General features: G+C 62.0%; 15 protein-coding genes, 3 tRNA genes and 3 rRNA genes. All 21 read right to left on the reverse strand.

The annotated features are described in order from the left end of the window. Positions 1-120 precede the first annotated feature (120 nt). The 21 genes from HZB53_05590 to HZB53_05690 all read right to left on the reverse strand — a co-directional run bounded on the left by HZB53_05590 (position 121) and on the right by HZB53_05690 (position 23,659). Complete coding sequence (locus HZB53_05590) at positions 121-2,886, reverse strand: pyruvate, phosphate dikinase (protein ID MBI5877106.1); 2,766 nt, start codon at positions 2,884-2,886, stop codon at positions 121-123. Between the two features lie 44 nt (positions 2,887-2,930). Continuing rightward, entirely contained in the window at positions 2,931-4,274 is a 1,344-nt protein-coding gene (locus HZB53_05595) for a glycine--tRNA ligase (GenBank protein ID MBI5877107.1), read from the reverse strand. 223 nt (positions 4,275-4,497) lie between these two features. Further along, the gene (gene recO, locus HZB53_05600) at positions 4,498-5,259 is read right to left on the reverse strand and encodes a DNA repair protein RecO (GenBank protein ID MBI5877108.1); all 762 of its coding nucleotides are present in this window, start codon (positions 5,257-5,259) and stop codon (positions 4,498-4,500) included. A gap of 216 nt (positions 5,260-5,475) precedes the next feature. Then, the gene (gene cdd, locus HZB53_05605) at positions 5,476-5,868 is read right to left on the reverse strand and encodes a cytidine deaminase (protein ID MBI5877109.1); all 393 of its coding nucleotides are present in this window, start codon (positions 5,866-5,868) and stop codon (positions 5,476-5,478) included. Continuing rightward, positions 5,868-7,214: a bifunctional UDP-N-acetylglucosamine diphosphorylase/glucosamine-1-phosphate N-acetyltransferase GlmU gene (gene glmU, locus HZB53_05610; protein ID MBI5877110.1), complete on the reverse strand. Its 1,347-nt coding sequence runs from the start codon at positions 7,212-7,214 to the stop codon at positions 5,868-5,870. The genes cdd and glmU overlap by 1 nt, the downstream gene beginning before the upstream one ends. Positions 7,215-7,386: 172 nt before the next feature. Beyond that, positions 7,387-8,223: an alpha/beta hydrolase gene (locus tag HZB53_05615; protein ID MBI5877111.1), complete on the reverse strand. Its 837-nt coding sequence runs from the start codon at positions 8,221-8,223 to the stop codon at positions 7,387-7,389. Between the two features lie 350 nt (positions 8,224-8,573). Continuing rightward, complete coding sequence (locus HZB53_05620; protein MBI5877112.1) at positions 8,574-9,218, reverse strand: hypothetical protein; 645 nt, start codon at positions 9,216-9,218, stop codon at positions 8,574-8,576. A 157-nt stretch (positions 9,219-9,375) separates the two neighbouring features. Beyond that, positions 9,376-10,020: a hypothetical protein gene (locus HZB53_05625; GenBank protein ID MBI5877113.1), complete on the reverse strand. Its 645-nt coding sequence runs from the start codon at positions 10,018-10,020 to the stop codon at positions 9,376-9,378. A 1,176-nt stretch (positions 10,021-11,196) separates the two neighbouring features. Then, complete coding sequence (locus HZB53_05630; GenBank protein MBI5877114.1) at positions 11,197-12,171, reverse strand: DUF4349 domain-containing protein; 975 nt, start codon at positions 12,169-12,171, stop codon at positions 11,197-11,199. Positions 12,172-12,606: 435 nt separating this feature from the next. After that, positions 12,607-13,392: a hypothetical protein gene (locus HZB53_05635; protein MBI5877115.1), complete on the reverse strand. Its 786-nt coding sequence runs from the start codon at positions 13,390-13,392 to the stop codon at positions 12,607-12,609. Positions 13,393-13,405: 13 nt separating this feature from the next. Then, on the reverse strand, positions 13,406-13,945 hold the full coding sequence (locus tag HZB53_05640) for a sigma-70 family RNA polymerase sigma factor (GenBank protein MBI5877116.1): 540 nt from the start codon (positions 13,943-13,945) through the stop codon (positions 13,406-13,408). Between the two features lie 149 nt (positions 13,946-14,094). Further along, positions 14,095-14,165, reverse strand: a tRNA-Gln gene (locus HZB53_05645). Positions 14,166-14,345: 180 nt separating this feature from the next. Next, positions 14,346-14,636 carry a GIY-YIG nuclease family protein gene (locus HZB53_05650; GenBank protein ID MBI5877117.1) on the reverse strand — a complete coding sequence of 97 codons (291 nt, stop codon included), beginning with the start codon at positions 14,634-14,636 and terminating at the stop codon, positions 14,346-14,348. Positions 14,637-14,685: 49 nt separating this feature from the next. Next, positions 14,686-15,489, reverse strand: a complete 804-nt coding sequence (locus tag HZB53_05655; protein MBI5877118.1) for an RNA methyltransferase — start codon at positions 15,487-15,489, stop codon at positions 14,686-14,688. 182 nt (positions 15,490-15,671) lie between these two features. Next, positions 15,672-15,788, reverse strand: a 5S ribosomal RNA gene (rrf, locus tag HZB53_05660). Positions 15,789-15,876: 88 nt separating this feature from the next. Continuing rightward, a 23S ribosomal RNA gene (locus tag HZB53_05665) occupies positions 15,877-18,860 on the reverse strand. A gap of 276 nt (positions 18,861-19,136) precedes the next feature. Next, positions 19,137-19,209: transfer RNA gene (locus HZB53_05670), tRNA-Ala, on the reverse strand. Positions 19,210-19,271: 62 nt separating this feature from the next. Further along, a tRNA-Ile gene (locus HZB53_05675) sits at positions 19,272-19,345 on the reverse strand. Between the two features lie 127 nt (positions 19,346-19,472). Continuing rightward, positions 19,473-20,993, reverse strand: a 16S ribosomal RNA gene (locus HZB53_05680). The 16S, 23S and 5S rRNA genes sit together here with 2 tRNA genes alongside, the layout of an rRNA operon. Before the next feature lie 348 nt (positions 20,994-21,341). Next, on the reverse strand, positions 21,342-22,526 hold the full coding sequence (gene galK, locus HZB53_05685) for a galactokinase (protein MBI5877119.1): 1,185 nt from the start codon (positions 22,524-22,526) through the stop codon (positions 21,342-21,344). Further along, positions 22,511-23,659, reverse strand: a complete 1,149-nt coding sequence (locus tag HZB53_05690) for a hypothetical protein (GenBank protein ID MBI5877120.1) — start codon at positions 23,657-23,659, stop codon at positions 22,511-22,513. Before HZB53_05690 ends, galK begins: the two co-directional genes overlap by 16 nt. Between the last annotated feature and the right edge of the window lie 202 nt (positions 23,660-23,861).

The raw sequence follows: 23,861 nt of genomic DNA on the forward strand, positions 1-23,861 counted from the left end.
TATACGGTTCGCCGAGTAGGGGCAGGTCTTTGACCTGCCCGTCGGACAGGCCAAAGGCCTGTCCCTACATGCGGCGTGCAGCCTCGTGCCACACTACGTTTGACTATTTCGCAAACCGCTCTAGCGGTCGCGGCTGATCTGGCCCAGCGCGGCCTGCGCCGCCGCCAGGCGCGCCACCGGCACGCGGAACGGCGAGCAGGAGACGTAGTTCAGTCCCAGCCCGTGGCAGAACTCGATCGACGACGGGTCGCCGCCGTGCTCGCCGCAGATGCCGATTTCCAGCTTGGGATTCACGGCGCGCCCCTTCTCCACGCAGATGCTCATGATCTGCCCGACGCCCTCGCGGTCCAGCGTCTGGAACGGGTTGACCGGCAGAATCTTGTCCTCGACGTACTTGAGCAGGAACTTCTCCTCGGCGTCGTCGCGCGAGAAGCCGCAGGTGGTCTGCGTCAGATCGTTGGTACCGAACGAGAAGAACTCGGCGTACTCCGCGATCTGGTTCGCGGTCATCGCCGCGCGCGGCAGCTCGATCATCGTGCCGAACTTGTACGGGATGCGCGACTTGCGCTCCTTCATCACCTGCTGGGCGACCGCCTCCAGCGCGGTGCGCTGGGACTTCAGCTCGTTAACATATCCGACCAGCGGGATCATGATCTCCGGGTGAACTTTGACGCCCTTCTTGGTCACGTTAATGGCGGCTTCGAAGATGGCGCGCACCTGCATCTGGGTGATACCTGGCATGATGATGCCGAGTCGGCAGCCGCGCAGCCCGAGCATCGGGTTCTGCTCGCGCATGCGGTTCACCGCTTCCAGCAGTTCCTCGCGCTCCAGCAACTGCGTCTTCAGTTTCCCGTAGCGGTCCGGGTCATCGGTCGAGACGCCTTCGAGCGCCAGCTCGATCTTCAGGCGCGCCACCTCGAGCATCAACTCGTCGTGGCTGGGCAGGAACTCGTGCAGCGGCGGGTCGATCAGGCGGATGATGACCGGCAGCCCGTCCATCGCCTTGAAGATGCCTTCAAAGTCGCTGCGCTGGAATGGCAACAGATGCTTGAGCGCCTGCTCGCGGTCCGCGTCGGTCTTGGCGAGGATCATGCGCCGCACGATCGGTAAGCGCTCCTCCTCGAAGAACATGTGCTCGGTGCGGCAGAGGCCGATGCCCTCCGCGCCAAACGTGCGCGCACGCACGGCGTCGCGCGGGTAGTCCGCATTGGCCCACACGCCGAGGCGGCGGAAGCCATCGGCCCACCCCAGCAGGATTTGCAGGTCCTTCTGGTCCTCAAACGCCGGCCGCGTCATGTCCAGCGCGCCCGCGAAGACTTCGCCGGTCGCGCCGTCAATCGAGATGATCGCGCCCTCCTGCACCACCTTGCCGGCCGCCGTGAAGCGCTTATTCGGCATGTCGACTTTGATGTCTTCGCAGCCGGCCACGCACGGCAGGCCCAGGCCGCGCGCCACGACGGCCGCGTGGCTGGTGGCGCCGCCGTGCTGGGTCAGGATGCCCTTGGCCTTCAGCATGCCATGCACGTCGTCGGGGTTCGTTTCGGGGCGCACCAGAATCACGGCGCGGCCTTCGGAGCCGAGCTTCGCGGCGAGATCGGCATCAAAGACCGCTTCGCCGGTCGCCGCGCCGGGCGAGGCGTTCAAGCCCTTGCCAAGGAAGCGGCCTTCGGTCTTCGCGTGCGCTTTGGTCTTGTCGTCGAAGCGCGCATGCAGCAACTGGTCCACGTGCACCGGTTCCACGCGCATGACGGCAGTCTCGCGCGTGATCAGCTTCTCTTTCGCCATGTCCACGGCAACCTTGACGGCCGCCTGCGCCGTGCGCTTGCCGGAGCGCGTCTGCAGCATCCAGAGCTTGCCCTCTTCGATGGTGAACTCGACGTCCTGCAGGTCCTTGTAGTGCTTCTCCAGCTTGGCGCAGACATCCATGAACTGCCCGAACGCCTTCGGCAGTTGCGCCTTCATGCGCTCGATCGGCTGCGGCGTGCGCACGCCGGCGACGACGTCCTCGCCCTGCGCGTTGAGCAGGTATTCGCCGAAGACCGCCTTCTCGCCGGTCGACGGGTTGCGCGTGAACGCCACGCCCGTGGCTGACTGGTTGCCCGTATTGCCGAAGACCATCATCTGCACGTTGACGGCGGTACCGAGCGCGTCCGATATCTTCTGCGAGTGGCGGTAGTCCACCGCGCGGCGGCCGTACCACGAGTCGAACACGGCCATGACCGCCATGCGCAACTGCTGGTGCGGATCTTCCGGGAACTCGATATCGCGCCCGGCGCGGATGATGCGTTTGAACTCCTCGACAATCTGCTGCAGGTCGTCTTCGTTCAGATCGGTGTCGCTCTTGACGTGCTTGCGCTCTTTCCACTCGGTCAGCACCGACTCGAAGTTCTCGGCCGGCACGTCGAGCACGATGCGCCCGAACATCTGCACCAGACGGCGGTACGCATCCCAGCCGAGGCGCGGGTTGTTCGTCTTCTGGATGAAGCCCTGCAACGTGTCGCGCGTCAGGCCGATGTTCAACACGGTGTCCATCATGCCCGGCATGGAGAACCTGGCGCCGGAACGCACGGAGACCAGCAGCGGATTGTCGGGCGAACCGAACAGCCGGCCGGATTTCCTCTCGACTGTCTTCAGCGCCGCCAGCACCTGTTCCCACATGCCCTTGGGCGGCTTCTGCCCCTTGGCGAAATAGTCGAGGCACGCCTCGGTCGTGATCGTGAACCCGGGCGGCACCGGCAGGCCGATGCGCGTCATCTCCGCGACACCGGCGCCCTTGCCGCCGAGCAGGTCGCGCATGTTGGCGTTGCCTTCCGAGAACAGGTAGACCCACTTCGGGCCTGTCACCCGTGAAGCGAGCGCCGTTTTCGACTGTGTCTTGGTTGCCATGTGCGTATCCTCTTGCAAATGAGATCGATGGTGTATGATGCCGGTCACTGCATCTTCGCCAGCAGCCAGCCTTTGACGTCTGCCAGGGGCACGCGCACCTGTTGCATCGAGTCGCGGTCGCGGATCGTCACCTGCTTGTCCTCGAGCGACTGCACATCGACGGTAATGCAGAACGGAGTGCCGATTTCATCCTGCCGCCGGTAGAGGCGGCCGATCGCGCCGGTATCGTCGTACACGGCCATGAAGGAGCGCTTGAGGTCCTTCGACATCCCGCGCGCCATCTCGACCAGCTCGGGCCGGTTGCGCAGCAGCGGCAGGACCGCCGCCTTGTACGGCGCCAGCGCGTACGGGAACTTGAGCACGACGCGCTTTTCGTTCTTGACCTTCTCCTCGTGGTAGCTTTCAAACAGCGAAACCAGCACGGCGCGCTCCACGCCCATGGCGGGCTCGACGACGTACGGGATATACTTCGCCTGCGTGTCATCCTCGAAGTACGTCAGGTCCTTGCCGCTCCGCTCCTGGTGCGCGGTCAGGTCATAGTTCGTGCGGCTGGCGATGCCTTCGACCTCGCTCCAGCCCATCGGGAACTTGTACTCGATGTCGTAGTTGCCCTTGGAGTAGTGCGGCGGCTTCTCCGCTTCGAAGTCGTCAGGATCGGGGCCGTGGATGCGCGTGAAGTCGCGGCGGATCTCCTTGACGCGAATGTGCTCCGGCTGGATGTTGAACGTGCTCACCCACCAGTCCAGCCGCGCGGCGCGCCAGTGCTCGTGCCACTCGTCCTCACTGCCCGGCTTGACGAAGAACTCCATCTCCATCTGTTCGAACTCGCGGTCGCGGAAGATGAAGTTGCCGGTCTGCACCTCGTTGCGGAACGCCTTGCCGATCTGTGCGATGCCGAACGGCAGTTTGCGACGCATCGTCTCCTGCACGTTGCGGAAGTTGACGAGGATGCCCTGCGCCGTCTCCGGCCGCAGCCAGATCTGCGCGTTGTCGTCCTCGACCGCGCCGACCCAGGTGCGGAACATGGTGTTGAACGGGCGCGCCTCGCCGAGCGCGGAGCCGCACTCGGGGCATTTGTCGCCCTGCACCTTGTCGGCGCGCATGCGGTGGTGGTTCTCGACGCACTCGATCATCATATCGTTGAACGTCGTGGCGTGGCCGCTGGCGCGCCAGACGTTGGCGTTCATCATCACCGCCGCGTCGATGCCGACGATATCGTCGCGCTCCTGCACCATCGCCTTCCACCAGGCGGCCTTGACGTTGTTCTTCAGCAGCACGCCGAGCGGGCCGTAGTCCCACATGCCGCCGAGGCCGCCGTAGATTTCACTGCCGGGGAAGATGAAGCCTCGCCGCTTGCACAGCGAGACGATCGTGTCCATGTCAGTCATTCAGCGTTGCGTTCCTCTCAAATTGATTGCTACCACCCAAGACCTCACAGGTTTTAGAAACCTGTGAGGTCTGCCGTAGAGCGGTTTGCGGAATAATCCGATATAGCGCCACAGGTCCGCACGCCGAATGTAGGGACAGGCCTTTGGCCTGTCCGGCGGGCAGGTCAAAGACCTGCCCCTACACGGCGAACCGCATGGCGTACCGGTGTTTTTGCAAAATGCCCTAACTCGTGCGCTCCAGCAGGCGCAGGAAGTCGGTCGATTTCAGCCGCCGCTCCAGCACATGCTGGATATAGCGCTGCATGACCGCTTCGACCTCGGCCCGCGTGGGCGCGCCGAACTGCACGCGCATCACCTCGGCGTACTCGCGCGACTGCATGAAGCGCAGCGCCTTGAGCGCGTTCAGGGAGAGCGGGCGCGCTTCCTTCAGCGCCTCCCCATGGCGCGGGCAGAGCACGCCGCCCTGCGCCGCATCGAAGTAGTTGTCCACCGGCTCGATCGGCTCGTCGCCCAGCACGCAGTTGTGCAGTTGCGGCTGGTAGCCGAAGAACGCCAGCAGGTGCATCTCCAGGAAACGGGTGGTCAGCCAGAGGTCGCCCGTCTGGCCGATCCAGCCGAACGCGTCGCGCAGCAGGTCGAAGACCGCCGGGTTCGCCTGCTCCTCTTCGGCGAACTGGTCGACCAATTCGGCCGCATAGTACGCATACGCCGTGCGCGACAGGTCGCCCCGCAGCGCCAGGAACGGGTCGATGATCTCGGCCTGCGTGACGATGTCCAGCGAGCGGCCGCGCGCGATCTGCAGGTTCACATGCGTGAACAGCTCGACATGCCCGCTCTTGCGGCTCTGCGGCTTGCGCGCGCCCTTGGCGACGACGCGCAGCTTGCCGCGCGCCGGCGTGTAGATCGTCAGCAGGCGGTCGGCTTCACCCATGTCGGCGCGTTTCAGGATCAGCGCATCGACCCGATAAACGCGCTCTCTGCTCATGGCATGATTATACTTGCCGAATCGAACTGCGCAACCTGCGGGGGTGCCGCACACGGGGCTTCCAACGTCCGGCCCTCTTCCCAGCCTTCCCCCGTTCGCAACGGCAGCGAACAGGGGAAGGAGTTAATCCCCTCCCTTGCGACGCGACATTTGCGTCGCGGGGGAGGGTTAGGGAGAGGGTAACGTCAGCTTTGGAAGGGGCCGAGGTAATTTACTTTATGGCAGCTTGCTGGCGTCGAAACTGTGCGGCAACAGCTCGCTCAACGCATAAACTGTCGCGTGCCCGTCGAGGTCGGCGACGATGATGCGCAGGCCGGGCGCGAACTCGACCAGCACCTGCCGGCACGCGCCGCACGGCGTCCCGCCGTTGGCCGTCACGACCGCGATCGCCGTGAACTCGCGCTCACCGCTCGATACGGCCGTGACGACCGCCGTGCGCTCGGCGCAGATCGTCAGCGGGTAGACCGCATTCTCCACGTTGGCGCCGGGATAGATGCGCCCCGACTTGCCGCGCAGGGCAGCCCCCACGGCGTAGCGCGAATATGGCGCATACGCCCGTTCCCAGGCGGCGCGCGCCGCCGCCAGCAGTTCCTGATCGTGTGCGTCCATTATGCTCCATCCTTGCGCCGGATGACCCGCGCCGGCATGCCGACCGCGACCGTGCGCGGCGGCACGTCTTTGGTCACCACCGACCCGCCGCCGGTCGTCGCGCCCGCCCCCACCGTCACCGGCGCGCGCAGCAGCGAATCGCAGCCGATGAACGCATCGTCGCCGATCTCGGTATGGTTCTTGCGCACGCCGTCATAGTTCATCGTGATCGTGCCCGCGCCGATGTTGACGCGGTCGCCGAGCGTGGCATCGCCGATGTAGCTGAAGTGACCGACCGAGACGTGCCGGCCGACGGTCGAGTTCTTGACCTCCACGAAGTTGCCGAGGTGCGTGAAGCTGCCGATCTGCGCGCCGGGGCGCAGGTGGCTGTACGGCCCGATATTGGCGTCGTCGTCCATGACCGCCTCCTCGACAACCGAGGCGGTGACGACGCAGCGCGCGCCGATGCGCGAGTCGCGCACGATGCTGTTGGGGCCGATCACGGCGTCCTCGCCGATGACGCACGCGCCTTGCAGGTGCGTGTTCGGCAAAATCGTCACGTCGCGCGCGATCTCCACGTCGGCATCGATGTAGGTCGTATCGGGGTCGGCCAGCGTGACGCCGGCGCGCATCCAGCGCTCGCGGATCTGCGCGCGCACGAGTTTCTCGGCGCGCGCCAGCAGCACCCGGTCGTTGATGCCGATCACCTCGGCGATGTCGTCGATCGTCAGCGAGGCGATCCGCTCGCCCTGCCGCACCGCCAACTCGACCGTGTCGGTCAGGTAGTACTCGCCCTTGGGGCGCAGCGGCAGCGCGGGCAGGTTGGCCCACAGCCACGCGGCGTCGAAGCAGTAGATGCCGCAGTTCAGTTCGCGGATGCGCAGTTGCTCCGGCGTGGCGACCGCTTCCTCGACGATGCCGGTGATCTGCCCGCCGGCGTCGCGTGTGATGCGCCCGAACGCCATCGAATCGTCGGACACGACGGTAAGCGGCGAGACTTTGGCATTCGTCGCGACGTGCAGTTCGATCAGGCGGCGCAGGGTGTCGGGCTTGACGAACGGCGTGTCGCCGTACAGCACGATCACCGTGTCGGCCTCGCGCAGGGCGTCGCGCGCGACGAGCACGGCGTGGCCGGTGCCGCGCTGTTCGCCTTGCAGGACGAAGCGGGCCGCGTCGCCGACGACCGCCTGCACCGTCTCGCGCTCGTGGCCGACGACGACCACCGGCGTCGCGCCGGTCACTTCAGCGGCGGTGCGGACGGCGTACATCACCATCGGCCGCCCGGCGATGCGGTGCAGCACCTTCGGCGTTTTGGATTTCATGCGCGTGCCCATCCCGGCGGCGAGCACGACGGCGAGTGTGTTCATGGGGTACCTCGTGGGCAGATAACAAAAAACTGAGACTACAGTCTCAGTTGATTATAACGCAGGCCGGGGCGGGCGGACTCACATCACTCACATCGAACCCAAGGGCCTTCTGATCTAGGGCAATTGCAGAGTGCCAGCTGTTTTCAACAAAGGGTTCGTTCCCAGCTTTTGGTCATACTTGAAGAAAGCTGCGCACGGCGGAAACCAAGCCGCTCAAGTTTTCGCCCTGCAAGTAGTGACCGCAGTTGGGTATCGTAACGATCTGGCAATTTGCCATCTCGGCGGCCATGCGACCCGATGTCTCCGGTTCGATTTCGGTTTCGGAAGCCAACACCAGCAATGTGGGGCAGGCGATCTTTCGGAGCGCAGCCCATTCCGCGCCTGCTCCGGGATACCGTTTCGACAGACTTGGCGACATCAGGATGGGATCCCACCGATAAGTCCAGTGGCCGTCTGCGCGTTGAATCAGGTTGGCAAGTCCGGTCGAGCGGATTTCCTCAGGGCCTACGGTCGGGGAATGTGCCTGCCTTTCTTGAATTGCCGACTCCACATTGTTGAATACCTTATGCTCCGGCACATCATCCGACGTGGTACCTGCCGGCAGTATTCCCGGGCCAATCTGTGGCGCGATGTCACCGATGATCAGTTTCGTTACCGCCTCTGGATGCGCTGCCATATAGAACCACGCATTTCTGCCGCCCATTGAGTGTCCGAGCAAAGCGAATGACGGCAATTGCAGCGCCAACGCAAAGGCGTCGATGTCTTCCACCCATCTTTCAATGCGATAATCGGTGGCCCACTCGGTGCGACCGTGCCCGCGCTGGTCAAGAACCAACACACGAAAGCGATCCTGCATCGCCCTGGCGAAAGAATCCCAGGAGTGCGCGGTTTCCGACAAACCGGGCAAGATGACTAATACTGGTGCGGCATCGTTTGGCCAATCGCGGTAATAGAACCGCAAGCCGTTCAACATGACGTTCTTTTCCTGCACAAGGCTGCCGTGCGTCATCGTGGTTCTCCCGTTAGTTGCGAAGGCTATGGTCAACCTGCGTATCGAGGCCGATCCTCTTGCCGGGACACCTCGATCGCAGCTGACCCGAAGACGTCCGTGATAACCTCATAAGCTTTGGCCGCACGCGAACCGAATCGCGCGAATTTAATCTCCGCTGAATGCGATCAGTTTATCGCTTTCCACCATGTCTGCGCAAATCAGCGCGAGAACGGGGCGTCAACCGCTTGGACCGCGAACAGCACGAAAGACCGCGAAAACCGCGAAACGGTATGCGCGGCACCCTTTCGCGTCTATCGCGTCCGTTTCGTGTGCTTCGTGTTCCAAAGCCTCCGCGCATCGCCAGTGCGCTACTTGCTCCCCTTTGCCGCATCAATCATCTTGCGTTGCACGTCTTGCTTCAAATACGGCCGTAGAACGTCATAAGCTTTCTGTGGCGTATCCACGTCAATCATGCCCTGTTTACCGCCGCTCACGGACACCAACCAGGGGACGCGGCCCGCCTCATGAGAAGTCGAGCGGAAAACCGTTGTGTTATCAAAAGTGCGGTTATTGAAAGCGGCAATGTCAATAGAGATTTCGTACGACAAGCTTTCAGTCCTCGTTGGGACAGCCCTATAGATCACAGCCGTAACTGGCGATGCAGCCAGCATTGAAAGAAACTGTGAGACGATTGATTTTGGAAGCGTGAGGCTCTCGGTCGCCGTCGCCACATTGTTCCAATCACCGTAGGCACCGCGCACCGAAAAACTGGCTGTACCCGTATATCCAGTGGTCACCGGCATCAAGTCGTATTGGCCAACGATGGTCAGGGCAGACCAGTCCGTGAAGGTTCGAAACTCACCCCGTTGCTCGTGAATCGAGATTTCGGTGACTTCCACAACTCTTCCAACGTGAGCGATGGACGGCAACGCATCTGGCGCGTTTCCATAGGGCGACACGTCGCAGGCAACGAGCCAGACGGCCATAACACACAGAGACAGAAAGCGATGCATAAGTCTCCTTGAACCATCGACACCGGCAAAGCCATTCTATCACAGGCGTCGGGCGTTTGGACCACGAACGGCACGAAAGGGCGCGAAAAGCGCGAAAGCGCGCACCTTTCGCGTCTATCGCGGCATTTCGTGCGCTTCGTGGTCCAAACGCCCCGCGCTAACGGACGCCGATTGGTGCCGACGTGTCGCGTGGAGCATTGCCCCCGCTGCGCTCGCGTTGCGGCAGCTTATCCAGCAGCAGCCACCAGGCAATGCTCGCAGCGATCGATGGCAGCAACGCCACAGTCAGCGCCCCCGCCTGGCTCGCGCTGGATCCGAGGGGGAGGAACGCGATGCCCCAGCCGAGCACGCTGGCCAGAATCCACAGCGCCGCGCGTGGCACACGCCGGCGCAGCACCAGCCACTGGGGTACGCCAGTCGCCACGCCGATCAGCGCAATGACGACGGCGGGCGGCACGACGCCCGCCGAGAACGTGACGACACCCATCAGCGCGGACAACAGCGACCAACCGAGCGCCGTGGCCGCAACCCACCACGCCATGCGCGGCAGATAGCGGCGGAGCAAAAGATATTGGAGCAAACCGGCCACCAGCCCCAGTACGGGCAAGATGAAATAGATGAACAGGAAATCTTCAGTGATGTGGCTTTGTCCTCCCACCTGGATCGTGTCCCCCACGGCTTTCACGACCTGAGCCATGATGGCCCAGGCGATGACCCACGCGATCGGCAAGCTGATCGCACTCACGATCACCCATGCGGGATAGAAGAGCCACGCGGGCTTTCTATTCTCTCCTGCTATCATGTGTGCCTCCTTGCTCAATGCTTTCGTGGCGCGACTCCCGATCAGAGCGATACCCGATCAGTTCGTCGTACCAATACGTCACATCGTCACTCCGGCGGAAGCCGGAGTCCAGGATTGTGGACTGGATGCCGGCTCCCATGGAAATAGGTAACTCTAGGCGTAGGGCCAGGTCTTTGACCTGGCCAACCGGACGGGTCAAAGACCCGTCCCTTCACCGACACGGCCATTTCCATGCGCGAGTGTGCGTCCCTGGCGCATCACCAACTCCCATGGAAATAGGCAACTCTAGGCGTAGGGCCAGGTCTTTGACCTGGCCAACCGGACGGGTCAAAGACCCGTCCCTACACCGACACGGCCATTTCCATGCGCGAGTGTGCGTCCCTGGCGCATCACCAACTTTCGCCGTGCCGGCGCCGGTGCCTATCATCGGCACCATCCACGACGCTAAAACGACTAAAATGTCAGAGGGCACAATACTCAGAACCGCCGCCAGCGCCCAGCCTCCCGTGCTGATCGCGATCCACCAGCCCACTTGATAGACGCGTCGGCGCAGTACCAGCCACTGCATGATCCCCAGCACGGCCCCAAACATGGTCAGCGTGATGGCCCCGGCCGGCCACGATGCTGCCGGCCATGCCACCCGTGCGAGCCAGTGCATCTTATCGTTGATGATCAGCGTGAATGCCCAATCCGGCCAGCCCGGTTGAAAGAAGCCCGCGAGGAGGGGCAGCAGGCCGATGGAGGCGTACCCGGCCGCCGTGGCCGCCACCCACCCGCGATGCGCTTCAACGCCCGGCGCAACACCAACCACTGCGCCAGGCCGATGGTCGCGCCCATGGCGGCGCCACACAGGACGGCGGCTGGCGGCAGCATCCACGCGGTGACTTCGCCGGCACGTTGAGGGTCGTCCAGACGATCCAAGCCCAGGGCGATTTGGACGGCGCCGACCGGAAGACCATAAAGGAGCATGCCTACAAAGGTCGCCGCGAACCAGAGCAGCAAGAACGTCCAGCCGGGCTGAGTGCGCCCGCGATTGAGGGCTGCGCTCGGAGTTGTCATCGACTGTGTTTCCATCACTTGCCAGCGATCGGTAGCCCAAGAGACGCTGCACGGCACGGATAACAACAAAAAGCCGAGACGGTGGTCTCGGCTCATTGTACCACATAGCGACGGCCGCTACTTACGCACGAGCCGCCGGATGACGACGAACACCAGCAGGGCAACCAGCAGGTACGGCAGCAGGATCACGCCGAACCAGATCAGCGCGTCGCCGAGCTGGCGCAGGATGTTGGTCTGGGCCGTCACGGCCGTCGTTAATGTCTGATCGGGATGCCAGACGTTGGGCGTGGCGGTCGGCGTCGCGGTGGGCGTCGGCGTCACCGTCGGGGTGGCCGTCGGGGTCGGCGTCGGCACCAGTTCGCGCATATCGACCGTGATCGTCGAGTACGCCGTGCGCGCGTTCATCGCGTTCAGCTTGCCCTTGATCTCCTCGATCTGCCGGCTGATGTCGCTCAACTGCGCGTTGACCTTCAGCGCCTCGTCGACGGTCTGCGCCTTGACCAGGAACTCGCGGATGCGCGCCTCGGTCGCCTGCAGGTTGATGAGGCGCGACTGCAGGTCGACGAACTGCTCGGTCACGTCGCTGCTGGTGGCGACGTCGTTCTCGATCGTGAGCGCGACCTTGCGCACCAGGTTCAGCGACGGCTCGAAGTTGTCGACCGGCACGGAGAGCGTCACCTGGCCGCCCTTGCGGTTGCCCTCCACGAAGGTGCGGCTGCCGACCAGGTAGCCGCCGACATCGGAGGCGATGCCGGTCAGGCGCATCACCGCCGTGTCGACATTCTCGACGACGATCGAAAGCTGGGCGTTCTTGATGATCTTGCGATCGATCGGCGCGGCGTTCGCCGGCGCGCCGCCAGCGCTGGCCTGCGGGGCGCTGGTTGCTGCGGCCGCCGGGGCCGGAGCGGCGCTGCGGCCGGCGGCCGTTGGGGCGGCTGCCGCTGCGGTCGTCGGCATGGCCGGGGCGCTGGTCGCGGCCGCCGCATACGGCGCCGCCGATGAAGGCGTCGGCGCGCCGCCGCAACTGCTCAAGGCGATCAGAGCGATGACGACCGCGCCGACGAGCGTATACTGCACGGAGTTCTTCTGCATGGGCTCCTCCAGTGTCGCATGGTCCGTTGACCCGTTGCACGCTACGGCGCGCGCCGTGACGCGCGGCGGGTTTGCCGTTGCCTGAAGAAGAGACGCCGCCGGAGCGGCTGAAGTTCCACCGTATAAAAAAGCCGAGACGGTTGTCTCGACTCATTTTACCACAGGCACCCGGACAGGAGCCAGTTCGCTGCCTTACCCCGGGTATACCGGCAAACTCTCGAAGCTCGTCAGCGTGTCGCTGCTCGGATGGTCATTGCGAGGAGGCGTTTTGTGCCGACGAAGCAATCTCGACTTCCGCGTTGAGGATACAGCGAAGCGGTGCTTTAGCGTTGCTTCGTCGCAAACGGCGCTCCTCGCAATGACTGTTTGGGCATGCCGGCAGATCGGGCGTCTGCGACATTTTTCCGCGACACCGGCCTGCCCTCACATTCAGACTTACCGCACGCTGTCGGCCACCTTCAGCAGATCCTGGCGCGTCACGGCTGCGTCATCGCTGATGAGCACCACGTATACCGCGCCGACCTGCCAGAAGACGTTCTGCACGGCCAGGTCGCCGCGCCAGCGCGACTCCATGTGGCCGCCGCCGGGCTCGCCGGCCTTGGGCACAAACTCCGACTTCCACGCGCCGACGGCATAGGCGGCGGGCTGCTTGTTCACCGTCACGTCCTGCACGCTCGTGGTCGGCGCGACCTGCAAGGGGATCAGCGTGTTCTGGCGCGCCTGCACCAGCGACAGCGCCTTCGTCTGCGTCAGCTTCGGGTCGCCGCCGGGCAGTTGCCGCGTCGCCAGGAACGACATATACACCAGGCCGTTACGTGTATCATAGTTGGCCTGCCCGAAGCGATACCCTTCGGGCACCCAGCCGGGCGCGGCAGCCGTCCAGCCGGCGCTCTGCGAAATCTCCGACAGTTTCGCGCTCGACACCAGATCGGCCGGCATCACGGCGGGCGGCGTCACCACCGCGGACGGGCTGACGCCCAGCCCGAGCCAGCTTGACAGCGAAGCGCGCGCTTCCGGGGTCGCCAGCGTGACCGCCACGGCGATCAGAAGGAGACTCGCCGCCACGACGGCCAGCCGCGGCCAGAGTCCCCATCCCGGCGCGCGTGCCGGCTTCTGCCACGGCGCATCGGTCATGCGCGCCTGAAACGCCGGGCCCGGGCGGGGCGCATAGCCGCGCAGCAGGTCCGCCAGCGAGCGCCGATCATTCTGCTTGTTATTCATCGTGAACTCCTCCTCAGGCTGGCGACAGCCAGCGTTGTAGATGCTGCAGGGCGCGCCGCAACGACACCGAGACCGTGTTCTCCGGCATCTGCAGGTGCGCGGCGATCGCATTGACGCGCCAGCCCATCACATAGCGTAGGACGACCATTTCGCGCTGGGCGACCGGCAGGCGCTGCAACGCCTGCACAACCTCCTGCATCTGCTCCGCGCGCAACAGAATCGCCTCGGATTCGGGCGCGTCGTCCGGCGCGTTTTCGTCCAGGTCAGCCTCAGGGCGGGCCCCGGCGTAGCGGCGGCGGTCGATCAGGATGCGCCGCGCGATGGTGAACAGCCAGCGCAATACGGCATCGGCATCTCCACGGAAGCGCCGCCGCGCGTCCCAGGCGCGCAGGAACGTCTCGGCTGTCATGTCTTCCGCGTCCTGGGCTTGCCCGCCGCAGAGCGCCATCAGGAAGCGAAAGACGTGCAGATGATTCTTCTCGTACATCGCGGCAAATGAATCGGCATCGGCCAGCGGAGCCTCGCCTGGCGATGAGCGCCACAGGAAAGTCACAGACACACTCCAGATCGTGTTAACATCGATGATGTGCTTCTGCTAATAATAACGGATGGCGGGAAGAAATATGACAGGGTATGCAGAAAACAGAGGGTTGCGCGCAATAGAAAAGCCGAGACGGTTGTCTCGGCTGATTGTGACGCAGACTGGGGCGGATGGATTCGAACCACCGTCAGCGGATCCAAAGTCCGATGTGCTACCACTGCACCACGCCCCACTGATGAGTCATTTTAACATAGCCGGAAGCGCCCCCCAAATTGCCGCGCGATTGATCCACTGCTTACCCAATGCTCGCTGCGAATCCCAGACGTCATTCCGGCGGGTTGCCCGCTGGCTTCGGGCCAGCGGGCGGTTAACGCTCTGCGGCTTGAGGCCGCAGAGCACCGCCGGAATCCAGTCAAGCCAAATCGACTGACAGGTCGAGCCACTCCGGATTGGACGCTTCGATCAACTCCAATTTCCACTTCCGCTTCCATTCTTTGATGGTCTTCGCGCGGGCAATGGCACTCGCCATACTGTCGTGTAACTCATACCAAACGAGTAAATGTACACTGTACCGCTTGGTGAAACCATCGACCTCGTCACTCTTGTGCTGCCACACACGGCGCAACAGATTCGAGGTTACGCTGACATAGAGGGTGCCATTGCGGCGACTCGCGAGCAGATAGACGCAGGGTTGCTTGGTCATCGCAGCGCCTAATCTGGATGCCGGCTTTCGCCGGCATGACAACCCCACCCTACCCGGTAGAGCGCTGGCGCAAGGCCTCGTACATCATCAGCGTCGCGGAGGTGGCGACGTTGAGCGAGTTGACGCGCCCGCGCATCGGAATGCGCACGGCGACATCGGCCCCGTCCATCCAGAGCGGCGAGAGGCCCATGTCCTCCGCGCCGACGGCGATCGCCACCGAGCCGCGCAGGTCGGCGGCCGTGAAGTCGATCGAGGCGTGCGGCGTCGCGGCGACGATGCGGATGCCGCGCTCGCGCAGCCAGCGGAAGGCGTCGGCGGCCGGCGACTCGACAACCGGCACGGTGAAGACGGTGCCGCGCGAGGCACGAACCACGTTCGGATTGCTGACATCGGTGACCGGATCGCAGACGAGCACCGCATCGACGCCGGCGGCGTCGGCGGAGCGCAGGATCGCGCCCAGGTTGCCGGGCTTCTCGACCGCCTCGGCGACGACGAGCAGCGGCGCGGGCGGCAGGCGCAGGCCGGACAGGGTGCGGTCCGGGCGCGGGAAGACGGCCAGCCAGCCGTCCGGGTTCTCGCGGTAAGCCATCTTCGCAAAGACCGGCTCCGCGACCTCGACGAGCTCGGCGCCGATGCCGGCGAGGCGCGCCAGGATCTGCGCCTGGTCGGCATCGCGAATCTGCGCGGGGCAATAGTAGCAGGTGCGCGGCACGGCGCCGCTTTCGAGCGCCATCAGCAGCTCGTCGCGGCCCTCGACCAGCATCAGCCATTCGCGGATGCGGTCGCGCTTGTCGCGCAGGCGCACGACCTGCTTAACGCGCGGGTTTTGCAGACTGGTGATTTGGAGGGGCATAGCGAGTGTATTCTACCTGAAATCCACGAAGGGACACGAAGACACAAGAAGCGAGCCAGAGCGAGGAAGTAAAGGTGAAGACCAGCACGTGCCGCGCGCAGGCTTTCGTGACACTTCGTGTCCCTTCGTGGACAAAAAAAAGCGCGAGCGACCTTGCGGTCGCTCGCGAATGATTGCAGTTCCCCTGGCGATGGCCTACTCTCCCAGGACCTTGCGGTCCAAGTACCATCGGCGCTGGAGGGCTTAACGGCCGGGTTCGAGATGGGACCGGGTGTGCCCCCTCCGCTCAAATCACCAAGAGAACGATGAGCAGCTAGTAACTAGCAACTAATCGCTAGCAACTAATAACTAAATAGCGTGGCAAACCTACACAGTGAATCGCGTCGATGTATCAAGCCCTCGACCATTAGTACGGCTTAGCTGAGCATTACTGCCTTACACTTGCCGCCTATAGTAACAGGTGGTCTACCTGCGGTCTTACTGGCTTAAGCCATGGGTGACCTAATCTTGGGGCGCGCTTCCCACTTAGATGCATTCAGCGGTTATCGCAACCAGACGTTGGCTACTCGGCAATGCTCCTGGCGGAACAACCGACACACCAGAGGTCTGTCCAACTCGGTCCTCTCGTACTAGAGTCAGCCCCCCTCAAGTCACCTGCGCCCACACTGGATAGAGACCGAACTGTCTCACGACGTTCTGAACCCAGCTCGCGTAACGCTTTAATTGGCGAACAGCCAAACCCTTGGGACGTACTACCGCCCCAGGATGCGCCGAGCCGACATCGAGGTGCCAAACCTTGCCGTCGATGTGAACTCTTGGGCAAGATCAGCCTGTTATCCCCGGGGTAGCTTTTGTCCGTTAAGCCACGGCCCTTCCACTCAGTACCGTGGGATCACTAAGCCCGACTTTCGTCCCTGCTCGACTTGTGGGTCTCGCAGTCAAGCTCCCTTATGCCTTTGCACTCTATGGCTGGTTTCCATTCAGCCTGAGGGAACCTTTGGGCGCCTCAGTTACATTTTGTGAGGCGACCGCCCCAGTCAAACTACCCGCCTGACACTGTTTCAGCGGCCGATTCAGGCGCGCCGGTTAGGGTCAAGACTCAATCAGGGTGGTATTTCAACGACGCCTCCACCGAGCCCGCAAGCCCAGCTTCGTCGGCTCCCACCTATCCTACGCAGATCAAGCCCTTACTCAATGTCAAGGTATAGTAAAGCTCCACGGGGTCTTTTTGTCCTAGTGCGGGAAAGATGCATCTTCACACCTATTTCAATTTCGCCGGGTCCCTCGTTGAGACAGCGCCCCACTTGTTACTCCATTCGTGCGGGTCGGAACTTACCCGACAAGGAATTTCGCTACCTTAGGACCGTTATAGTTACGGCCGCCGTTCACTGGGGCTTCGGTTCAAAGCTTCGCCTTGCGGCTAACCAATCCCCTTAACCTTCCAGCACTGGGCAGGAGTCAGCCCCTATACGTCAGCTTGCGCTTTCGCAGAGACCTGTGTTTTTGTTAAACAGTCAGTAGGGCCCTTTCACTGCGGCCTCAGAGCGCTCAACACGCTCCAAGGCGCTCCTTCTCCCGAAGTTACGGAGCTATTTTGCCTAGTTCCTTAACGAGGGTTTCCCCGATCACCTTGGTATATTCTACCCACCCACCAGAGTCGGTTTGCGGTACGGGCACGTCGATCTCGATAGAAGCTTTTCTCGGCAGCTTGGGCTCAGTGGCTTCTGGCTTGCGCCTCGCCCACGCTTCAGCTCAGGTGGCGGATTTGCCTACCACCCTCAACGCCTTTGCGCTTAGACCGACCAATGTCCAATAGGCCGGCCCACCTACCCTACTGCGTCACTCCATCTCTGATAACGATCTTTCGTGGTACAGGAATATTAACCTGTTGTCCATCGCCTACGCCCTTCGGCCTCGGCTTAGGCCCGACTAACCCGACGCGGATTAACCTTCCGTCGGAAACCTCAGGTTTACGGTGTCCCTGTTTCTCGCAGGGATTACGCTACTCATACCGGCATTCTCACTTCTGCTCGCTCCACCAGTCCTCACGGTCCGGCTTCTCAGCAAAGAACGACCGTCATCGTTCGAGCAGAACGCTCCCCTACCGCCAGACGACGACCGTCTGGCCCACAGCTTCGGTAGTAGACTTGAGCCCCGTTATATTATCGGCGCAGGATCACTAGACCAGTGAGCTATTACGCACTCTTTGAAGGGTGGCTGCTTCTGAGCCAACCTCCTGGCTGTCTGAGTAATCCCACATCCTTTCCCACTTAGTCTACATTTCGGGACCTTAGCTGATGATCTGGGCTTTTTCCCTTTTGTCCATGAAGCTCATCCCCCACGGACCAACTCCCCGGCTATGGAATGGCGGCATTCGGAGTTTGGTTTGGTTCGGTAAGCTATTTGCCCCCTAGCCAATCCAGTGCTCTACCTCCGCCATTAAACGCCAAGGGCTAGCCCTAAAGCTATTTCGGGGAGAACCAGCTATCTCCAAGTTCGTTAGGCATTTCACCAACTACCCACAGGTCATCCCAAACTTTTGCAACAGTAGCGGGTTCGAGCCTCCACGACGTGTTACCGCCGCTTCACTCTGCCCATGGGTAGCTCACTTGGTTTCGGGTCTACTGTGCGCCACTGAACGCCCTGTTCAGACTCGCTTTCGCTACGGCTTCGGGTGTGTCTCCCTTAACCTCGCGACGCACAATAACTCGCCGGTTCATTCTCCAAGAGGCACGCCGTCACGCGGCCCTTACGGGCACCGCGCTCCGACTGCTTGTAGGCATACGGTTTCAGGTTCTATTTCACTCGGCTCACCGCCGTTCTTTTAACCTTTCCCTCACGGTACTAGTTCACTATCGGTCACGAAGAGTATTTAGTCTTACCAGGTGGACCTGGCGAATTCCCACAGGATTAGCGTGCCCCGTGGTACTCAGGAAAACGAAAACAGTTCGATCCGCACGTCTACGGGACTATCACCCTCTACGGTCAGTCTTTCCTGAACTGCTCGACTTGAGATCGAATTTGTCACTGTTTTACGCAGCTGCAACTGCGCGATCGTATCCTATTACCCCCGTCTCACAACGCCTGCAGGCTTGACATGAGACGAGTTTGGACTATTCCGCTTTCGCTCGCCACTACTCGCAGAATTTATCTTCCTCGGGGTACTTAGATGTTTCAGTTCCCCCGCTTACCTCCGTTCAGCTATGTATTCACTGAACAGTGACAGGCCATGACGCCTGCCGGGTTTCCCCATTCGGGCATCCGCGGATATAACGTCTGCTGGCGACTCCCCGCGGCTTATCGCAACCAACTACGCCCTTCTTCGGCTCTTCGTGCCAAGGCATCCACCGTACGCCCTTAGTAGCTTGGCACCAACGCGATTCGGTGTGAAGATTTACACACGCTATTTAGTTATTAAAGTGCTTGCTGCACTCCAGCTGATTAAGCCTTTCGGCCGCTAGAGGCTGACGACGCTTGCGCGCCGGCAGCCCACAGGGGCCGCACCGAGAGACAAAAATCGGCCAGACATTACGTCAGGCCGGAGTGTCTGCCGCAGTGTCCGATGTTACGCTATGCGATTTTCACCGCCGCGATCATATATGCCATACAATCTAAATTATAAGCGCGTTTCCTCGTCTGTCAAGACATGGAGCCGAGGGGATTCGAACCCCTGACCTCTTCCTTGCAAAGGAAGCGTTCTCCCAGCTAAACTACGGCCCCGGATCGTAAACTGGCTATTGGCCGTCGTCAGACCTGGAGCCGCAAACGCTGGACTGCGCGAGTGGGCCTTCCTGGGCTCGAACCAGAGACCTCAGTCTTATCAGGACTGCGCTCTAACCAGCTGAGCTAAAGGCCCGTGCCTTTGTCGAGCGCCTTAACAACTGAGAAGTGGTAGAGATTGTAGAAACACGGCAAAACAAGGCGTCATCTTGCGATGACGATTGACCTGGAAATCGGCTCGGGCAAGCCCTCGCCTAAATCCCTAGAAAGGAGGTGATCCAGCCGCACCTTCCGGTACAGCTACCTTGTTACGACTTCGTCCCAGTCACCAGCCCCACCTTCGACGGCTGCTTCCCTTGCGGGTTAGCCCACCGGCTTCAGGTGTTGCCAGCTCCCATGACGTGACGGGCGGTGTGTACAAGGCCCGGGAACGTATTCAACGCGGTATAGCTGACCCGCGTTTACTAGCAACTCCGACTTCATGCAGGCGAGTTGCAGCCTGCAATCTGAACTGAGGGCAGTTTTGAGGATTGGCTCCGCCTCGCGGCTTCGCAACCTGCTGTGGCTGCCCATTGTAGCGTGTGTGTAGCCCTAGGCATAAAGGTCATGCTGACTTGACGTCATCCCCACCTTCCTCCGAGTTTATCTCGGCAGTCTCGCTAGACACATGTAACTAACGACGAGGGTTGCGCTCGTTGCGGGACTTAACCCAACACCTCACGGCACGAGCTGACGACAGCCATGCAACACCTGTGCAAGCTCCCTTGCGGGTCGCTCCGCTTTCGCTTCGCTACCACTTGCATGTCAAGCCTAGGTAAGGTTCTTCGTGTTGCATCGAATTGAACCACACGCTCCGCTGCTTGTGCGGGCCCCCGTCAATTCCTTTGAGTTTTAACCTTGCGGCCGTAGTCCCCAGGCGGGATACTTAACGCGTTGGCTTCGGCACGGAGGGGGTCAATACCCCCCACACCTAGTATCCATCGTTTAGGGCGTGGACTACCAGGGTATCTAATCCTGTTTGCTCCCCACGCTTTCGCACTAGAGTGTCAGGTGCAGCCCAGAAAGTCGCTTTCGCCACTGGTGTTCCTCCCGATCTCTACGCATTCCACCACTACACCGGGAATTCCACTTTCCCCTGCTGACCTCAAGCTCCCCAGTTTTGAATGGCGTCTCCCAGTTAAGCCAGGAGATTTCACATCCAACTTAAGAAGCCACCTCGGTGCTCTTTACGCCCAGTAAATCCGAATAACGCTCGACACCTACGTATTACCGCGGCTGCTGGCACGTAGTTAGCCGTGTCTTATTCGCAGAGTACCGTCCCTTCTCGTCCTCTACAAAAGAAGTTTACGACCCGAAGGCCTTCATCCTTCACGCGGCGTTGCTGCATCAGGCTTTCGCCCATTGTGCAATATTCCCTGCTGCTGCCTCCCGTAGGAGTCTGGCCCGTGTGTCAGTGCCAGTGTGACTAATCGTCCTCTCAGACTAGTTACCCGTCATCGGCTTGGTAGGCCATTACCCCACCAACTACCTGATGGGCCGCAGGCCCCTCCTGAAGCGGAATCTTGCGAAACCTATCATTGACAAAATGGATCGCCAATCACACGGGGTATTAGCAGTCCTTTCGGACCGTTATCCCCCACTTCAGGGTAGGTCACCTACGTGTTACTCACCCGATCGCCACTAGGACTTCCCAAGTATTGCTACCCAAAAAGTCCCCGTTCGACTTGCATGCATGAGGCACGCCGCCAGCGTTCATCCTGAGCCAGGATCAAACTCTCCGTAAATTGTTCGCGATTGCTCGCGATCGTATAACGGGGTATAGAGCCATGCTCACACGAATCTCTACCACTCTTCAGTTGTTAAAGTGCTCTCCGCCTCTCGGCGGAATCCTTCAGTCCTGCTGCACAGATCATCCAGAGACAAAAACACCGCCGAGATGACTCTTCGGCGGCAAACAAGGAACCGCACATGTTGTCAGAAACAACCTATGACTTTCGTTCCCTGTTGCCTCCTTGGATTTCTGAAATTGTTAGATCGTTTCGCCGTATTGCGAACGAGATCACTATTCCGTACTGCGTAGAGTAATATATCATAGCGTTCCCACCTTGTCAAGTGGTTTGTGAAAAATACTCTCAGAATCTTTCAGTAACGATCAAAGCTCCATCGGTGGCATGACACACATAAACAGTCGGGTAAATGCCTATTTGCTCCTTGTACGTCGCCGCCAACTCGGCAGCCACCCAATCGGCCTGCTCCTGTTCCACCAGATTGACGGTACACCCGCCGAAACCGGCTCCCGTCATGCGCGCACCGTACACGCCGGGCAACAACTGTGCTGCAGCCACCATCACGTCGAGTTCACGGCAACTGACGTCGTAGTCATCGCGCAGGCTGGCATGCGACTGGTTGAGCAGCGCGCCCACGCCGCGCAGATCGCCGGCCTGTAACGCTTCCAGGCAGCGTTCGACACGCACATTCTCGCCGATAACGTGCCGGCAGCGGCTGCGCACCGGCTCGGGCAGGCTGGCCTGCTGCCGCCGGAACTGGTCCGGTGTAACGTCGCGCAGGCTGCTGACGCCGAGCCGCTCCGCACCCTCTGCACACTCGGCGCGCCGGGTGTTGTAATGTGAATCGACCAGTTCGCGCCGCTTCATCGTGTCGGCCACCAGAATCGCCACCCCGTCCGGGATCGGCACCGCGCAATACTCCAGCGAACGGCAGTCGATCAGCAGCGCGTGCCCGGCCTGGCCGAGCACGCAAATCATCTGGTCCATAATCCCGCAGTTGACGCCGACAAACTCCACTTCAGCGCGCTGCGTCAGCCGCGCCACTTCGACCGGCGCAATGCTCAGCCCCGACACGGCGGCATACGACAGCGCCGCAGCCACCTGCACCGCCGCCGAGGACGATAGGCCGGAACCGACCGGGACATCGCCCCAGACAACCGCATCCATGCCGCGCAGCCGGTGACCGGCCTGCTGCAGCATGACCGCCACACCGCGCAGGTAGTTGCTCCAGGCCGCCGCCCCTCCCGCGCGCGCAATGCCGTCGAGCGCAAACTCGTCGTCGCATCCGAAATTGAGCGAGTGCAGCGACACGCGCCCGTCGTCGCGCGGCCGCGCGGCAATCCACACCGCGCGGTCGATCGCCAGCGGCATGACAAAGCCATCATTGTAGTCGGTGTGCTCGCCAATCAGGTTGACGCGGCCCGGCGCGCGCGCAACCAGCGCGGGCTCCGCCTGGTAGCGGGAGCGAAACGCGGCGCGCAGCCGCTGTGCTGCATCGCCGACTTGACCCTCAGCTAGCGAATCGGGCATACATCCTCAGCTCTAATATTTGGGTTACCATAACCAAACCCTTTGAGAACATCAGCAACCCGCTGATCGGTGCGCGCGAAATCAGTCACTGCAGCGCATCCCGCGGCGATGCTGGCCTGAGTCGGATAGGCAGCCCAGAACCGGCGGACCACCTCGGCGTATACATGATCGGGCTGGCGTCTCGGCAATTCGTCGTGCGCCGCCTGCGCCCGGGGTCGGTCGCCGGTGAGCAGGTAGGCAACGCCGACGCGGAAACGCGCAAACGCCAGCAGGTCATCCCGTTCCGTCGGCACGCCGCGCCAGTCGCCGCTCGTCTTCAGGCGTGGATTCTGGATGACCTCCCAGTACAGGTCGATGGCCGCAGCGTAGCGTCCGGCAGCGAATTCCGTGTTCGCGTCCACAACCTTAAAATACAAAAGGTTCGATGCGTCAACGGTCGTCGCGAACAGGGTGAACTTGTCGCCGTTCCAGCGATACACGTCCGTACGGGCGCGCATGGTGCCGGCGCCCGCTGAGTTGATCAGTCCACCATACATGACCAGGTCCACCGTGCCGTGCCCGCTTTCGACGAAGCGGATCTCGGGTTCGGCCATGTTGGCAGGCTGGGTCAGTAACGACACCAGTCGCTCGCCATCCCAGCGAACGATGTTCACGTCTGCACCGCAGGTGTGTGCGCCGCAGAACCACGGAGTGTAAACCAATTCGGGTCGATCATCCCCCGTTAGATCGCGCACAGCGAGGATGTGCAGCGATTGGATTGCCACGTCTGACCCAGAACGGTTCGCGGCGCCCACCTGCTGGGCAAGACGATAGGTCGCCCCGGAACGCGCATAGATGAGGAGCATCGATAGGCAGCAATCCTCCGGCGACACGATGGCAACGACGATTTCCGCCCGACCGTCGCCGTCCAGATCGTCCACCACGACGTTCCGTGCTTCCGTCAAGTTCGGCTTCGGAATCTCCCAGTGCAGGGCGCCCCAGCTTCGCAGCAGGGCAAGCAGCGCGGACGAATCCGCGCCGTACATGTTCAGGTAATCCAGGATCGCCCCGGGAAAGCCGTCAAAGCGCGCCGGGCGCGCCGGCGGCGTCGCAACGGGCATTGCGGCGCGCGGCGTCACTGTCACGGTTGGCATACGCGTTGAGTTCGCGCTTAGCGACGGCGTGGCCGATGACGCGGGGGATAGCGTGTGGCTTGGAACCGGGACCGGCGTACGGCTGGGCGCGAGCGTCGGCGGCCCCATGGTCACAGGCGCCATCGCGGTGGGCGCACCGGACAGCCGACAACTGGCGCCTAATGCCGTGACCGACAGGATGGCCACAACGGTCCAGACAGCG

The sequence above is a fragment of the Chloroflexota bacterium genome (assembly GCA_016235055.1).
Classification (GTDB): domain Bacteria; phylum Chloroflexota; class Anaerolineae; order JACRMK01; family JACRMK01; genus JACRMK01.

What these genes read in the sequence shown, in the direction of transcription:
- HZB53_05590 (MBI5877106.1), bottom strand. Translation starts at nt 2,886, where the DNA reads ATGGCAACCAAGACACAGTCGAAAACGGCGCTCGCTTCACGGGTGACA.
- HZB53_05620 (MBI5877112.1), bottom strand. Translation starts at nt 9,218, where the DNA reads ATGCATCGCTTTCTGTCTCTGTGTGTTATGGCCGTCTGGCTCGTTGCC.
- HZB53_05690 (MBI5877120.1), bottom strand. Translation starts at nt 23,659, where the DNA reads ATGCCAACCGTGACAGTGACGCCGCGCGCCGCAATGCCCGTTGCGACG.
- HZB53_05655 (MBI5877118.1), bottom strand. Translation starts at nt 15,489, where the DNA reads ATGCCCCTCCAAATCACCAGTCTGCAAAACCCGCGCGTTAAGCAGGTC.
- HZB53_05625 (MBI5877113.1), bottom strand. Translation starts at nt 10,020, where the DNA reads ATGATAGCAGGAGAGAATAGAAAGCCCGCGTGGCTCTTCTATCCCGCA.
- HZB53_05615 (MBI5877111.1), bottom strand. Translation starts at nt 8,223, where the DNA reads ATGACGCACGGCAGCCTTGTGCAGGAAAAGAACGTCATGTTGAACGGC.
- HZB53_05635 (MBI5877115.1), bottom strand. Translation starts at nt 13,392, where the DNA reads ATGAATAACAAGCAGAATGATCGGCGCTCGCTGGCGGACCTGCTGCGC.
- HZB53_05630 (MBI5877114.1), bottom strand. Translation starts at nt 12,171, where the DNA reads ATGCAGAAGAACTCCGTGCAGTATACGCTCGTCGGCGCGGTCGTCATC.
- HZB53_05595 (MBI5877107.1), bottom strand. Translation starts at nt 4,274, where the DNA reads ATGACTGACATGGACACGATCGTCTCGCTGTGCAAGCGGCGAGGCTTC.
- HZB53_05650 (MBI5877117.1), bottom strand. Translation starts at nt 14,636, where the DNA reads ATGACCAAGCAACCCTGCGTCTATCTGCTCGCGAGTCGCCGCAATGGC.
- cdd (MBI5877109.1), bottom strand. Translation starts at nt 5,868, where the DNA reads ATGGACGCACACGATCAGGAACTGCTGGCGGCGGCGCGCGCCGCCTGG.
- recO (MBI5877108.1), bottom strand. Translation starts at nt 5,259, where the DNA reads ATGAGCAGAGAGCGCGTTTATCGGGTCGATGCGCTGATCCTGAAACGC.
- glmU (MBI5877110.1), bottom strand. Translation starts at nt 7,214, where the DNA reads ATGAACACACTCGCCGTCGTGCTCGCCGCCGGGATGGGCACGCGCATG.
- galK (MBI5877119.1), bottom strand. Translation starts at nt 22,526, where the DNA reads ATGCCCGATTCGCTAGCTGAGGGTCAAGTCGGCGATGCAGCACAGCGG.